Raw genomic sequence first — 14,304 nt, 5'->3', positions numbered from 1 at the left:
GACAAGGGCGAGGAGCAGGAAGAGACAACAGAAAACGAGGTTTTTCCGAAAAGACATGCTCCTATGGCGGCATCTTGAATGTATCGGCATCAGTGGCCCCGGAGGGATCAAGACTTCGGAGTCGGCAGGCAGAATCAGACAATAAATCTATTCTTTATCGGATGCTAACGCAAACAGAAAAAGATTAAATTTTCGAAATTCAAAAATCTCCTGCTAACTCGTCTAAGCGCCCCTGCCGCGCTCATCCATCGGATTTCAGATGCTTTCTGGCCAGATCTTTCTTGACGGCCGTATCCCCCACCTCGCTGGCCCAGTCGACGAAGAGCTCGAGTTCAGCGGCCAGTCCGTCGGGCAGGGTGCGAACTCCGGAGCGAAAATCCGTCACCACGTCCGGATCGACCCGCAACATCCTTGCCATCTGCTCATTGTCATAGCCGATCAGGTGCTGAAGATGTTTGAAGCGTGCACTGTCCATGGTTCCTCCTCTCATTCGTGGCGAAGTTTGTCCAGGAGCCGGCAGAGTTCCAAGTATTCATCCGCCGAAAAACGGCGAAACAGCTCTTCCCGGACTTTTCGGACCAAAACGGTAAGTTCAGGCTCCAGGTCCCGGCCCCGGTCGCTCAGATAGAGCTGATAGGCTCGCCGGTCCCCGGGACATGGCTCCCGCCGCAGCAGGCCGATCTTCTCCAGCCGATCCACCATGCCGCCGATCGTCGTCCGGTCGCTCTCCATCCTTTCCGCCAGTTCGGCCTGGGACAGACCGTCCTCTTTCCACAGAAAGGCCAATAGAGCCAACTGCTTGGCCGTGATCCCGTAAGGTCTGAGTTCTTCATGAAGGCGGTGAAACAGCCGCTGATGGGCCTTTGCCAAGCGGAATCCGACGCTTTTCTCAATATCGAAGTCGATCATCGGAACCCTTTCTCGAAAGCATACAGATAATAAGCATACTGACTATTTACCGGATGGCTGGAATTGTCAAGCTGTAATTGAAAAGCCTTGTCAGGAGAATCGGATCTCCGATAAGCTGAGTCCTTGAAAACCTTGCCCGGCATTCAGAGGGCGGGGGAAGTTACAGTGAGTTGAATTTGTTTGCAGGCACCGAGCTTGGCGAAAGGAAGCAGCATGGAGCGCAGGCAGGCTATTGAATTGTTTCTGAAACGATTTTTCGGCAGAACCAGTGAAGATCTGTATGAGCTGATTGACGGCATCAGCGTGTCCCAGAAGCGCAACAAGAAAGAGGTGCTTTTCCTGGAGGGGGAGCAGGGGAGCGCCGTTCATTTTCTGGTGAAGGGGAAAGTCAAGCTTTACCGGGCCAACGAGGAAGGCAAGGAAGCGGTCATTCGCTTCATCCAGCCTGGAGAATTTTTCGCGGAGATCCTGCTCGACCTGGGCAACCGCTATCCTGTCAACGCCGTGGCGCTGGAGGACTGCGAGCTGCTGCTCATCGACGTGCACAGGCTGTTCGAACGCATTCAGCAATCGCCGGGACTGGCTATGGCGCTGATCGGCAAGCTGTCACAACGCATCAGCTATCTTTTGAACCGGGTGGAGCAGCTGGCCATTGCCGATGTGCAGGAGCGTTTCGTCCGCTACCTGCGCATCCTCGACGAGACCCACCGTACTGGCGTGGTCTTTCTCCCCGCTCCGAAACGTGAAATTGCCCTGTTGCTGGGCACTACGCCGGAAACCTTTTCCCGTCTGTTGAAAAAGCTGTCCGAGGAGAAACTGATCCGCGCCAGCGGCAAATCCATTCAGCTGCTGCCCGAATTCATGCGGCTGACCGCCGAGGCGGAGGCCTGAGAAAGATTGAGCCGGCGCTACCCGATAAGCCGGCGAAATCTTCGCAGCAGGCTCCAAGCCTCCGAGGTCGGGCAAACTGAATCCCGCAGGGCTTGGACGTCGAAACCTCTCTCTGTCAGCCTGGCACCTTCGATGTCGAGGTAATTTCCGGTAACGGCCGCATCGAATTCCGGATGAAACTGCACACCCCAAGCCCGCCTGCCGCAAACGAAGGCATGATGGGGGTCGGCGGAACTTGCCGCCAGCAGTCGGGCGCCCGGGGGCAGGGTCAGCACCGACTGCCGATGAAAAACCTGGGCCGGAAAGACCGGGGGCATTCCAGAGAAGAGCGGATCGTCCTGAGCCCCAGGCAGGAGGCGGATGGAGACGCTGCCGAATTCCCCTCCTCCCGGGTGATAACCGACCTGCCCGCCCAGGGCATGGGCCAGAAGCTGGTGGCCGTAGCAGATGCCGAGGACCGGCAGGTCCTGTTCAACCGCCTTTGCCAGCCATCCGGCCAGAAACTCGCTCCAGGGCGCCCGGTCGGTCACCATGGCATGGGAACCGGGCACCACAACGGCGGAAACCTCAGCCAGATCAGGAAGTGCACTCCCTTCAAAAGCCGGAACCACCCTGATCTGTCCTCGGGGCACGGCCATCCCCTCGGCAACCCAGTCGGCAAAATCCCCCTTTTTCTTCGCCAAGTCGGCAAAAGTCCGGCCCGCTTCTATAATGGTTATCTTCTTTTCCATCTTGTTAGCTTTCTGTTCGATTTCTCTCGATGTTTCTGCCAATAAAAGAAGCAGAATTCACAAACCCTGCACCACGAAGAGCACGAAGGACACGAAGAATAGCAAAAATTTTGACCGAGCATAAAAACCTGAAATAACTTTTTTCTTTATTCGTGCTCTTCGTGTTCTTCGTGGTAAAAAATGCCCTTTGCCGTGTTGTGGAATACCGCACTTTATACTGCAATTTGCAGTCCCGTATCCCCCCCGGAAAACAACGTCGAAAAATCCCCTCCACCCCGGTCCACGAGGGAGAAAGGCTGGCGAAAAAAGCATCGAAATGCATGACCGGAACCTGTTTCAAAAAATGCCGTCCCGGGCCTGGAGCAGGGCCAGAACCGCCCGCCACAGATGCCAGCTGTCGGTCAGTCCGGGCTCCATATCGACATGCATCAGGCCATGGACCAGAAAGAGTTCGGTCTGGGCGGGAGGGAGGACTTCGGCGAGGGCCAGGCTCTGGGTGAAAGGGATCATCTGATCCTCGTACCCATGGATCAGGATCAGGTGGGCCGAGAGGCGGGAGAGGTCTTTTGCCGAGGGATTCAGGGCCGCCATGTCTTTGCGGATCTCCTCCGGAAGTGCTGCCAGCAGGTCCGGAACCCGCCCGGGATCACGGTTCGTCACCAGGGCGACCAGGGACTTGCCATCCGGGCCGAGTTTTGCGATCAGGTCGTCTACCGGGGCGTCGGGATCCTCCCGCTTGCGCCGTGCCATGAGCTCGAAAAGCCGACGATCCCGTGCGTCCTCCAGACGATGGATATTGTTGACAACAAAAGCCCACTTGCCGTAATCGAGGGGATCGAGGTAATGCCACTCGCCCTGATGACGATAATAGCCGGTGGTAAAGAAGGTCAGAGTGTCCTCGAGATCGTAATAGCCACCCACGGCAAAAACGAACCGGACCTGGTCGCGCACCGACTCCTGCAGGGCGGCGATCAGGACCGGGCCGACGGCATAACTCAGGGCGGCCATGCCCGCCCTGCCCTGAGGCGCCAGTTCCGCATTGGACGCCAGCCAGGAGAAGGCGTCGGCGACCTCGACAATATTTTCCGGTCCGACCTGCAATTTCCTCAAACCGGTCAGTTCCGGCACGAGAACGGCAAAATTCACCCTTGCCAGGGAACTGGCGAAGGCGACCAGCCTCGGATCGTCGCGTCCTCCCTCGGCGGCTCCGGGAACCAGCAGCAGCCCGGACTTGATCTCTTCGGCGGGCAGATACAGATCCCCCTGGTAGCTTTTGTCGCCAACCTTGAAATTCACCGCTCGCCGCTCGGGTTCGGGGGTCCAACGCTTCAGCAGGCTCGGTTTTCCGGCATCGGCGATGTCGGTCAGCAGCAGGGCCGCTTCCCAGCCGCGGTCCGGAGCACAGCCCGTCATCACGATCGGAACAAGCAGCAGCAGAACCCGCTGTAGTGTCGACCGACGGCCTGACGCATGTCTCCCCACAATTCCTCCCCTGATTCGGTACTTGCAAAGAAGTTTATCCTTCCAGAAGGGGCAGGCAAGGAATCAGGAACATATCTGATCGGTATCGGTATCGAACAGGTCTTTTCCGAAGGCCGCCGGAGTCACACCGTATGATTGGTGTGCCGGTGGCGGCAGTTGGTGTTTCTCAGGAAATCCGAAGCCTGATCGGCGGTGAGTGGTTGGGAGAAAAAGAAACCCTGTCCTTCCTGGCAGCATCGCTGGTTGAGAAAATCGAGCTGTTCCCGGGTCTCCACCCCCTCGGCCAGAACCTTGACCCTAAGACCGTGGGCCATGGCGATGATGGCGTCGGTGATGGCGGCATCGTCCGAATCGGTGCTGATGTCGCTGACGAAACCCCGGTCGATCTTGAGGCGGTCGATGGGAAAATATTTCAGGTAGCTGAGCATGCTGTAGCCGGTGCCGAAATCATCGATAGCCAGCTTCATCCCCCGTGATTTGAGATCGGTGAGAGTCATGAGATTCTCTTCCGATCTTTCCATGACGATGCTTTCCGTCACCTCCAGCTCGACCAGAGAGGGATCGATCCCCGACTTCTGCAGCACCTGGTCGATGCGGTCGACAAAATCGGCATGCTTGAACTGACGGGCTGAAATATTGACCGCCATGCGCAGGTTTCCGAAACCGCTGCGGTGCCACTCCCGGGCCTGACTGAAGGCTGTTTCGAGCACCCAATCGCCAATCGGCTGGATCAGTCCGGTCTGCTCGGCGAGGGGAATGAACTGGGTTGGCGGAATACTCCCGAATTCAGGGGAATCCCAGCGCAGCAGGGCTTCCATGGCGACCACCGCACCCGATGCCAGATCCACCTGGGGTTGATAATAAAGCCGCAGTTCCCCTTTTTCCAGGGCACGGCTCAGGCTGGCTTCCATGGCCATGCGTTCCCGGGCCATCTGGTTCATTTCCATGGAATAGTAGCGATAATTCCCCGCCCCCGCTTCCTTTGCCCGATTCAGGGCGGCCCCGGCGTTTTTGAGCAGAACTTCGACCTCGGCGCCATCCATGGGAAACAGGGCGATACCGATGCATGCCGAGGAGTAAACCGCCTGTCCTTCCAGTACGAAGGCAGTGGTCAGGGCGCTGAGGATTTTCTGGGCCAGGATGGTGAAGTCCTCCTGGGATTCCATTCCGGAACTGACAACGGCGAACTCATCGCTGCCCAGCCGCGCGAGGTGGTCCCCCCGTCGCATGCACGCATTCAGTCTCTCGCTGACCGTATTGAGCAGATAGTCCCCCATGGCATAGCTGAAGGTTTCGTTGATCCCTTTGAAACGATCGAGATCGACGATGAAAACTCCGACCTGGCTGTTGTTTCGACGGGCGCGGTTCAATGCCTTTTCACAGCGATCGACGAACAGCTGCCGATTGGGCAGTCCGGTCAGGTTGTCGAAATAGGCCATCTGCCGGATTTCCCTCTTGGCCTGATGATGTGGTGTGATGTCCGTGATCAGGACGACAGCGTTGGTGGGACGGCCATCGGTATCCTGCAGCCAGGTGGTGGAGACATGCGCCCAGAGCGTATCACCGTCCCGTCGGATAAACCGCTTTTCGTAATCGGCTGACTGCCTCTGGCACTTGTCCCCTTCGTGCAGGATCCGCCGGGTCAAGGCCAGATCCGCCGGATGGGTAATATCCAGGGCATTCAATCCCAGAAGTTCAGATTCCGAATAGTTGAGCATCTGGCAGAGGGCCGGATTCACCTGCAGAAACCGGCCGTCTAGAGAAAGAACGGCCATACCTGCGACGGCGTTCTGGAAGATCGAGCGAAAACGCTTTTCACTTGCCCGCAGGGCCTCTTCGGCCTGCCTGCGTCGACTGCGCTCCCCGGCCTCCCGCAGCTCCCGATCGATGACCGGCAGCAAGCGGGTCATATTGTGTTTCATCACGTAATCGTGGGCGCCCTCCCGCATGATCTCCACGGCCGTCTCTTCGGCGATACTTCCCGTGAAGACGATGAACGGGAGATCGTTCCCGCTCTCTTTCAGGATCCGCAAAGCCGCATGGGCGGAGAAATGTTCAAGAAAGTATTCGGAAATGACAAGATCCCAGGCCTGCTTCAGGGCCTGGCGCAAGGCCTCGGCCGAATCGACCCGCTGGAGAACGAGATCGTAACCACCTTCTTCGAGGTGGCGCTCCAGCAAACCTGTATCGGCTCCCGGATCCTGCACCATCAACAACCGCAGAGGAATCTTCATGGAACCCTTTCGCAACAGAGTGAATCGGCACACCGTTCCGCATGACGGCCGTATATTATTATCTTGCCGCACCCTTCATGGACTTCAAGTTTTCGGGCTGGCCGGCCGCATTCTGAGTGGCCAGGGGAAATCGGTACCGGTCCTTCCCATAGAGCTATTAGAAGACTTTGGCGCCAAAACATCAAGCTTGAATAAATTGCCGGGCCGTGATATGAGGAGGTTCCGGCCCTGTTTTGTTTCCTGGATTTTTTATTTGTCGCGGCTAATCATGACCCCGCTTTGGAGGAAATGGAAAGATAGGGTTCTTTGCCGTCTCGGGCTGGCCTTCCTGCCTGTTCTGGTCCTGGCTCTGACACCCGGGCCGGGTTTTTGTCTCCCCCGCGCCATGCGCCCTTCGACCGACTTTTTCATCCGGACGACCCACACAGAAAACCGTTCCATTGATTCCGACCGGATCCTTTTCGAGCAGAATTGTACACTTTGCCACACTCGGGAGCTGGTCCTGAATAAAACCGCCGACTGGGAGCGGGACGAAATCCGCTCCGCTCTTGATTATCTCAACCGGCTGAATCCGGCCATGCCCGACTATAAAGGAACTCCGGCGGAAAAAGACCGCATCGCCGACTACATCTTTCTTTTGAATAACGACGGCAGACAGCCACCGAAACCCTGACGCCATATGGAGGAATCACAATTTGGAGTCATACTCGCAGATCGACTGCAGCGGGCAGGCAGCACAGATAGGCTGGACGCGGCAGTAGTTTTTGCACTCCTCAACAATCAGGGCATGGAATTCGTTGAAGAGCTCGCAGCTGTGGGGCAGACAATCCATGAACAGGGCACGGATGTCCTCATACTTCTCTTCCCCTGTCAGCAGACCGAGCCGGTTGAAAAGCCGTCGCGTGTAGGCATCGACAACGAAGGAAGGCCTCTCCCCGGCATAAAGCAGTATGGAATCGGCCGTCTCCGGCCCCACCCCCTTTAACGTCAGCAACTCCCTGCGAACCTCCGCCAGAGGCCCCTCCAGCAGGGCCGTCAGATCCCCGCCGTAATTCCTCTGCAGATAGGCGGCAAAAAGCTGCAGGCGTTCGGCTTTCTGTCGGAAAAATCCGGCTGACCGGATCAGTTCCTCGAGCCTCTGTCTTTCGACCTCGAGCAGACCGGCGACGGACAATATTCCGGCCTTTTTAAGGGCCGCAACAGCCATCTCCACATTTCGCCAGTTGGTATTCTGAGTGAGAATGGCCCCGACCGCGACCTCGAAGGGTGTTTCCGCCGGCCACCAGTGCAGGGGGCCGAAGTGATCGGCAAGGCGGTTGAAGATTTCGATCAGGCTGTCATTGGTCATTGGTCGAACTACTGGTCCCTGATCTCTGGTTTCTGGTTTCTGGTGTCCGGTCCCTGGTACGCCTTTGCGCCTTTGACTTGGACCCCGGACCCGGGACTCGGGACCTTGGACTATCTTTAGACCCGGGACCTTGGACTGACTTTAGACCGGTTTAATGCAGCCGCGCCCGCCCCAGCACCGCCACCGACACCTCCCGGGCCCCCGCCTTGAGCAAGGTTCGCGCGCATTCCCGGGCCGTCGCGCCGGTGGTCATGACATCGTCGATCAGAAGCACGCTCTGACCATCGATGGGGAAGCGGACTTCGAACGCCCCTTTCAGGTTCCGGAGTCGATCGGCAGCTTTGAGGCCCTGCTGGGGCATGGTCGGCCGTTTCCGCACCAACAGCCGGGTGGGCACCGGCTTTTTCCAGCGCCGGCCCAGCACTCTGGCCAGCAGCAGGGACTGGTTGTATCCCCGCTGCCGCAGGCGGGACGCATGGAGCGGCACCGGAATCAGCAGGTCGGGAGCAGGATCCGGGCCGAGGCTTTCCAAAGCCGCGGCGAGCAGGATGCCCAGGGGACGATCGAGGGAAAAAACGCCCCGGTATTTGAACCGGTGGATCGCCTGTCGCAGGCTGTCTTCATAAAGCCCGACGCTGTTGACCATTGCAAAAGATGGCGGATCCAGCAGGCAAGACTGGCAGAGATGATCGGACCCTTCTTGCGAAGGGTAGGGCAACAGGCAGCGGGGGCAGTGAGGCGGGGAAACCGGATGAATACCCTGCATACAGGCAGTGCAGAAATTCTGCCGTCCCCCCTGGTTCAGCAGTCCGCCACACAGGGGACAGGCGGGGGGCAGCAGCAGGTCGATCAGGCCGGACAGCTCCCGGCGGAAATTTTGGAGCAGGGACACGCCGGTTATGCATCCAGCAGGCTGTGGCCGGTCATCTCAGCCGGTTGCGCCAGCCCCATCAGATCCAGAATGGTTGGCGCGATATCGGCCAAAATGCCTTCCCGCAGGCGGCTGCCGGTCCTCCCCGGATCGACCAGGATCAGCGGCACCGGATTGGCCGTGTGAGCGGTATGGGGCCTGCCGGCACTGTCCACCATCTGTTCGCAGTTGCCATGGTCTGCCGTTATCAGCAGGGCACCGCCGGCCCCCAGAACCGCTTCCACGACCCCTCCCACACAGTTGTCGACCGCTTCCATGGCGGCCACCGCAGCGCCGAGGTTGCCGCTGTGGCCGACCATGTCGGGATTGGCGAAATTGAGCACGATCAGGTCGTATAGGCCCGATTCCACGCGCTGCACCATCTCCTCGGCCACCTCCGGCGCACTCATGGACGGCTTCAGGTCGTAGGTTTTGACCTCCTGCGGGGATGGGATCAATACGCGGTCCTCTCCTGCGAAAGGGATTTCGCTCCCACCGTTAAAGAAAAAGGTGACGTGGGCGTACTTTTCCGTTTCGGCGATGCGCAGCTGCCGCAAACCGGCTTCGGCAATCACCTGTCCCAGAATGTTGCGGTAGCTTTCCGGTGGGTAGGCGACCGGCAGGTCGAAGGTGGCATCGTATTCAGTGAGACAGACGTAGGCAGCCAGATCAGGCACCTTGTTACGCCTGAAACCGGAAAAATCCTTCTGGGTGAAGGCTCGGGTTATTTCCCGAGCCCGGTCGGCCCGGAAATTGAAGAAAATGATGCCGTCCCCGTCATCGACCCTTCCGGAGGGATCCCCTGCCGATATTATGCAGGGTTCGACGAATTCATCGGTCTGCCCGGCTTCGTAGGCCAGGGAAATGGCTTCGGCGCTTGTCCCGCGGATCGACCCCACCCCTTCGGTCAGGGCCTGGTAAGCCTGTTCGACCCGATCCCAGCGGTTGTCCCTGTCCATGGCATAGAACCGGCCGATGACCGTGGCTACCCGGCCGGTTCCCATAGCCGCAAGATTTTTTTCCAGATCGGCAAGATAGCCGGCGCCGCTCTGCGGAGGGGTGTCCCGTCCGTCGAGAAAGGCGTGAATGCAGATCTCCTGAATGCCTTCACGGCGGGCCAGGTCAACCAGTGCATAGAGGTGGCTGATATGGGAATGAACGCCCCCGTCGGAGAGCAGACCCATCAGGTGAAGCTTGCCGGCGGCGGCTCGAATCGAGGACATGGCGCCGGTCAGCACCGGATTGGTGAAGAAATCGCCCGTTTCGATACTGCGGCTGATGCGGGTCAGATCCTGGTAGACGATACGGCCCGCCCCGATATTGAGATGTCCGACCTCCGAATTCCCCATCTGACCATCCGGCAGGCCCACATCTCGACCACTGACTGCCAGGCGGGTCGAGGGGTATTTTTCGAACAGTTCGTCCAGCCTGGGTGTACGGGCCAAACAGACGGCGTTTCCCTCGCAGGATGAGTTGATCCCCCAGCCATCCAGAATCATCAGCACCAGGGGGCGTCTCGGGCGGGTCATCATCCCTGCCTTTCTCCATGATGGATTTCCCGCAGTTCGGTGGCGGGCGCACCCTTGATCAGATGAAAGTCCGTCAATTGCAGGGAGCCCCAGGAACCACAGGACTCGCAGCGTCCCTGCCACTGTCCCATATGACCGCCGCATTCGCTGCAGACGTATCCCGGACGGAAGCGGCCGTTCCCGCCAAGGGCCTGCCGATACTCCTCGATGGCGTCGTGAAGCCGCCGGCGCCGAACATGAGTCTCTGCCAGCAGCAGATGGAGCCAGGGGAAATCGGCACCGGTCTTTTCCACTTCGGAAAACTGCTCCAGTGCCTCTTCGATCATCTCCAGGCGCAGAAAGAACTTGCCGTTGAACAGCTTCAGAATCAGATCGTCGGGCCGGGTGTCCACTGTGTTGCGATAGAAATTGAGGAGGGCCGTGGGATTTTCCTCAGCCATCGCCAAGTCTTCCAGGCGGGACAGAAAAACGCTGCGCCCCGACTGGATATAGCCTTCCTGCCAGATCCGCGCGGCCTCTTCACTGCGCCCCATGCCCAGGTAAATGTCCCCCAGCAGGACCCGGGCCGGCATGAATTCGGGAGAGTTCTTGACGAGGGATTGCAGATCACTGAGGGCCTGTTCCTGCTTCCCTTCATCCCGAAGCACACAGGCCACTTCGAAACGCAGCCCTTCCAGCAGGGTTTTTTCCGCCGCAGGCAGATCTTTCGAGTTTTTCTTGGCCAGGCGTTTCTGCAGCTCCAGTGCATCCCGCCAGCGATGCTGGTCCATGTAGATGCTGCGCAATTCCCGCAACGCCTGCTGGCTGTCGCCGTCGAATTCGAGCACCAGGGAATAGGCGGCGGCCGCCTCCTCCCTCTGTCCGGCCTTGAGGTTGGCCCTGGCCTGGCAGAACAGGACCGCTATGTCCTGAGGATCCAGTTTTCTGGCGCGCTGAATATGATTGATCGCTTCTCCCGGATTGCCCTCGGCCAGGGCAAGTTCGGCAAAAGTCAGCAGTACGTCGACCCGGGAGCTGTCCAGTGTGACGGCTTTCTGCAGCAGACGTCTGGCTTTACGGTAGTCCCCTGCGGCAAGGCTGCCCCTGGCTTCCTGATGCAGAGAGAAGACTTCATTACGTTTCTTGTTGCTGCGGCTGCGGCGCCAATCCCGGATCATATAGGTGGCGGACCCATAGAGATTGGTCAGATAGCCGATCAGCAGGCCGATCAGGATGCAGCTGATAACGACCAGAGGAACCTTGGCCGAGACCTGGAATTCGGGGGTGAAAATGACCGCCACCTCGTGCGGATTCAGCCAGGAAAAATAGATGAAAAAGGCAAGAAAGAGAATGATGAGGAGTATGAATGCCATGAGGACCATGATCTTCTCCTTGGTCGGCTGTCCGACGATAACAAAAGCGGCGCCGCAAATGCCAATGGACCGGCCGCGACCCCCTCAGCGGTTATGGTAAGGCTCGTTGCGCAGAATGCTGAAGCCCCGGTATAGCTGTTCGAGCAGGAAAAGGCGGGCCATCTGGTGGGTGAAGGTCATGGCCGACAGCGACAACCGGCGGTTGGCGGCCTGTTTAACCTCCCCGCTCACTCCGTAGGCACCACCAATGACGAAAACGAGATCGCCGGTTCCCTCGACCATGTGCTTTCCCAATTCCGCCGCAAGCTCTTCAGAGGTGAGGGATTCACCCCTTTCATCCAGCAGTATCACAAAGGCACCGGATGGAACCCGCTCGAGGATCCGGCGACCCTCGCGGTCAAGGGCCACCCGGGGGGAATCCTTGCCGCCCGACTTCTCCTCCTTGAGCTCGACCACCCGGAAAGGCAGATATCGCTCGATACGCGCCGCGTATTCCTCCACCCCCTCTCGCAGATACGTCTGGGACAGGCGGCCGACGCATATCAAGGTGATTTTCACGACCTCGCGGCCTTATGTTCCCAGTGATACTCTTCCGGGATGACCACCTCGGCGGCTTCGCTCCAGAGGCCGTCCAGATCGTAATAGTCCCTGACCGGGTCCTGAAACACATGCACCATCACATCGCCGTAATCGATGAGAATCCAGCGGCCTTCATTCATCCCCTCGATGGCCAGGGGCGGGGTGGCGTGTTCCTTTTTCAGGCCCAGGTGCACCGATTCCGCCACCGCCTGCACCTGCCGGTCGGAACGGCCTGAAGCGATGAGCAGATAATCGGTCAGGGAGGAGATGCCGCGGACATCGAGCAGACGCACATTGCTCGCTTTCTTTTCCAGGGCGTAGGCTGCACAGAGCAGGGCGCGTTGTTTTGTTTGCAACAGGACTAACCTTTCTTCGGCGGTTTCCCGTCAACCTCCCGGTCGCGGTAGAAACCGTATCGGTTTATATATTCTTCAACCGCTTCCGGCAGCAGATAGCGGATGGAGCGACCCTCGGCGACCAGCTGCCGGATATGGGTGGAGGAGATATCGAGAAAGGTTTCCTCCAACAGGATCACCCGATTGCCACTGCGGTGCCGCAGCACGTTGGGCTCATCGTAGCAGAACTCCCCCCGTATGACAACGGGCAGCAGCTCCAGTGGGTCGCCGGCAGGACTGCCCGGACGGGTGGATACCACCAGGTTGGTTAACTCGAACAGGCGCGGGTAATCCTTCCAGGTATCGATGGAGCGGTAGGAATCCATGCCGATGATGAAGTAAAAGGAATCCTCCGGCTCCGCCTGGTGCAGCAGCTCGAGCGTCTTGACCGAATAGCTCTTTCCCGGACGCCGCCCCTCCAGATCGCTGACCGCGAAAGCCGGATTGCCCGTCACTGCCAGTTCGGCCATGGCGAGGCGGTCGGCAAAGGGGATATCGTCGGCCAGTGGCTTGTGGGGCGGAGTTGCGGCCGGCAGAAACAGAACCCGGTCGAGGTCGCACTTCTCCCTCACCTCTTCCGCGATACGCAGATGCGCAAAGTGTATGGGATTGAAGGTGCCTCCCAGAATGCCGGTCTTCATGGCCGCTCCGTGCCGTCGTCGCTACTGCCGGATCTGGCCGTCGCCAAGGACGACGAACTTGCGGGTGGTCAGATCCTCCAGCCCCATGGGACCGAAGGAGTGCAGTTTGGTGGTGGAGATGCCGATCTCCGCGCCCAGGCCGAACTGCTGCCCGTCGGAAAAGCGGGAGGAGGCGTTGACCATGACCACGCTGGAATTGACCTCGCGCAGAAAGCGCTGCGAATTGGGGTAGTCCTGGGTGATGATGACCTCGGTGTGCAGCGAGCCGTAGCGGCGGATGTGCTCGATCGCCTGGTCCAGATCGTCCACCACCCGCACCGCCAGGATCAGATCGAGATATTCGGCCTCCCAGTCCTCGTCGGTAGCCGGTTTGACTTCCGGAGCGAATTCGCGGGTCACCGAGCAGCCGCGCAGCTCGACCCCCTTCGCCTTGAGGGAGGCGGCGATGAACGGCACGAAGGTCTCGGCGATATCCTTGTGGATGAGCAGCGTTTCCATGGCGTTGCAGACCCCCGGGCGCTGCACCTTGGCGTTGATGCAGATTCTTTCGGCCATTTCGTAGTCGGCGCTGGCGTCGACGAAGGTGTGACAGACCCCCTTGTAATGCTTGATCACCGGGATGCGTGAGTTTTCGCTGACAAAGCGGATCAGCCCTTCGCCGCCGCGGGGGATGATCAGATCGATGTAATCTTCGAGCTTGAGCAGTTCGGTGATCGCTTCCCGGTCGGTGGTCGGCACCACCTGCAGGGAGCCGGAGGGCAGGCCGAGGGCCAGCAGCTCCTTTTTCAGAACGGCGCCGATGGCAAGATTGGAGTTGATCGCTTCGGAACCGCCACGCAGGATGACCGCATTGCCGCTTTTCAGGCAGAGGGCGGCGGCATCGGCGGTGACGTTGGGGCGCGATTCGTAGACGATACCGATCACTCCCAGGGGAATGCGCATGCGCCCGACCTGAATGCCGCTGGGCCGCCGCCACATGCCGGTGATTTCGCCAACCGGATCAGGCAGTTCCGCCACCTCCCGCAGCCCGCCAGCCATGGCCCTAATGCGCTCCTCGTTCAGCACCAGCCGGTCGATCATCGCCACAGACAGCCCTTTTTCCCGGGCGCGCTGCAGGTCCTTTTCGTTGGCCTCGATCAGGGCGGGCACTGCCGTCTCCAGACCGGCGGCCATGCGCCGCAGCATGTCGTTCTTCACGTTTGAAGAAAGGTTGGCCAGAATCCGGGTGGCGTCCTTGGCTTCCCGGGCCAGAGTCACGACCTGATCGCGAATGCTCATCGTCTTCTCCTTGCAACTTGATCGC

Annotated in this window: 15 protein-coding genes; 2 read left to right on the top strand and 13 right to left on the bottom strand. The window is 59.1% G+C overall.

Annotated elements, in window-relative coordinates; translation table 11 throughout:
- Positions 1-241 precede the first annotated feature (241 nt).
- Both R2940_08445 and R2940_08440 read right to left on the bottom strand, forming a co-directional pair.
- Positions 242-475, bottom strand: coding sequence for a hypothetical protein (locus R2940_08445; protein ID MEZ4599804.1), 234 nt, complete (start codon positions 473-475; stop codon positions 242-244).
- An 11-nt stretch (positions 476-486) separates the two neighbouring features.
- Positions 487-909 carry a MarR family transcriptional regulator gene (locus R2940_08440; protein MEZ4599803.1) on the bottom strand — a complete coding sequence of 141 codons (423 nt, stop codon included), beginning with the start codon at positions 907-909 and terminating at the stop codon, positions 487-489.
- A gap of 213 nt (positions 910-1,122) precedes the next feature.
- On the opposite strand from R2940_08440, the gene R2940_08435 reads away from it, so the two are divergent.
- Positions 1,123-1,800: a Crp/Fnr family transcriptional regulator gene (locus R2940_08435; protein ID MEZ4599802.1), complete on the top strand. Its 678-nt coding sequence runs from the start codon at positions 1,123-1,125 to the stop codon at positions 1,798-1,800.
- Positions 1,801-1,817: 17 nt separating this feature from the next.
- On the opposite strand, the gene R2940_08430 is transcribed toward R2940_08435, so the two are convergent.
- The 3 genes from R2940_08430 to R2940_08420 form a co-directional block, all read right to left on the bottom strand.
- Entirely contained in the window at positions 1,818-2,531 is a 714-nt protein-coding gene (locus R2940_08430; protein ID MEZ4599801.1) for a glutamine amidotransferase, read from the bottom strand.
- A 336-nt stretch (positions 2,532-2,867) separates the two neighbouring features.
- Entirely contained in the window at positions 2,868-4,013 is a 1,146-nt protein-coding gene (locus R2940_08425; protein MEZ4599800.1) for a hypothetical protein, read from the bottom strand.
- Between the two features lie 122 nt (positions 4,014-4,135).
- On the bottom strand, positions 4,136-6,247 hold the full coding sequence (locus R2940_08420) for an EAL domain-containing protein (protein ID MEZ4599799.1): 2,112 nt from the start codon (positions 6,245-6,247) through the stop codon (positions 4,136-4,138).
- Between the two features lie 268 nt (positions 6,248-6,515).
- Between R2940_08420 and R2940_08415 the strand changes: the two genes are divergently transcribed.
- Positions 6,516-6,920: a cytochrome c gene (locus tag R2940_08415; GenBank protein MEZ4599798.1), complete on the top strand. Its 405-nt coding sequence runs from the start codon at positions 6,516-6,518 to the stop codon at positions 6,918-6,920.
- A gap of 15 nt (positions 6,921-6,935) precedes the next feature.
- Here the strand turns inward: R2940_08415 and R2940_08410 are convergent, their stop codons facing one another.
- From R2940_08410 to R2940_08375, 8 genes are all read right to left on the bottom strand, one after another.
- Positions 6,936-7,595 (bottom strand): endonuclease III domain-containing protein, encoded by a 660-nt coding sequence (locus R2940_08410; GenBank protein MEZ4599797.1) that lies wholly within the window; start codon positions 7,593-7,595, stop codon positions 6,936-6,938.
- Positions 7,596-7,746: 151 nt separating this feature from the next.
- On the bottom strand, positions 7,747-8,487 hold the full coding sequence (locus R2940_08405) for a ComF family protein (GenBank protein MEZ4599796.1): 741 nt from the start codon (positions 8,485-8,487) through the stop codon (positions 7,747-7,749).
- 5 nt (positions 8,488-8,492) lie between these two features.
- On the bottom strand, positions 8,493-10,037 hold the full coding sequence (gene gpmI / locus R2940_08400; protein MEZ4599795.1) for a 2,3-bisphosphoglycerate-independent phosphoglycerate mutase: 1,545 nt from the start codon (positions 10,035-10,037) through the stop codon (positions 8,493-8,495).
- Complete coding sequence (locus R2940_08395) at positions 10,034-11,395, bottom strand: tetratricopeptide repeat protein (GenBank protein ID MEZ4599794.1); 1,362 nt, start codon at positions 11,393-11,395, stop codon at positions 10,034-10,036. Before R2940_08395 ends, gpmI begins: the two co-directional genes overlap by 4 nt.
- 75 nt (positions 11,396-11,470) lie before the next feature.
- A complete protein-coding gene (gene rlmH, locus R2940_08390) occupies positions 11,471-11,944 on the bottom strand; it encodes a 23S rRNA (pseudouridine(1915)-N(3))-methyltransferase RlmH (protein ID MEZ4599793.1) in 474 nt (157 codons plus the stop codon).
- Complete coding sequence (rsfS, locus tag R2940_08385) at positions 11,941-12,321, bottom strand: ribosome silencing factor (GenBank protein ID MEZ4599792.1); 381 nt, start codon at positions 12,319-12,321, stop codon at positions 11,941-11,943. Before rsfS ends, rlmH begins: the two co-directional genes overlap by 4 nt.
- A 5-nt stretch (positions 12,322-12,326) precedes the next feature.
- Positions 12,327-13,001: a nicotinate-nucleotide adenylyltransferase gene (gene nadD, locus R2940_08380; protein MEZ4599791.1), complete on the bottom strand. Its 675-nt coding sequence runs from the start codon at positions 12,999-13,001 to the stop codon at positions 12,327-12,329.
- Between the two features lie 21 nt (positions 13,002-13,022).
- Positions 13,023-14,279 carry a glutamate-5-semialdehyde dehydrogenase gene (locus R2940_08375; GenBank protein ID MEZ4599790.1) on the bottom strand — a complete coding sequence of 419 codons (1,257 nt, stop codon included), beginning with the start codon at positions 14,277-14,279 and terminating at the stop codon, positions 13,023-13,025.
- Between the last annotated feature and the right edge of the window lie 25 nt (positions 14,280-14,304).

This window comes from Syntrophotaleaceae bacterium (assembly GCA_041390365.1).
Classification (GTDB): Bacteria; Desulfobacterota; Desulfuromonadia; order Desulfuromonadales; family Syntrophotaleaceae; genus JAWKQB01.
The sequence above is the reverse complement of the archived record's forward strand: the minus strand, read 5'-3'. Positions and strand labels throughout refer to the sequence as shown.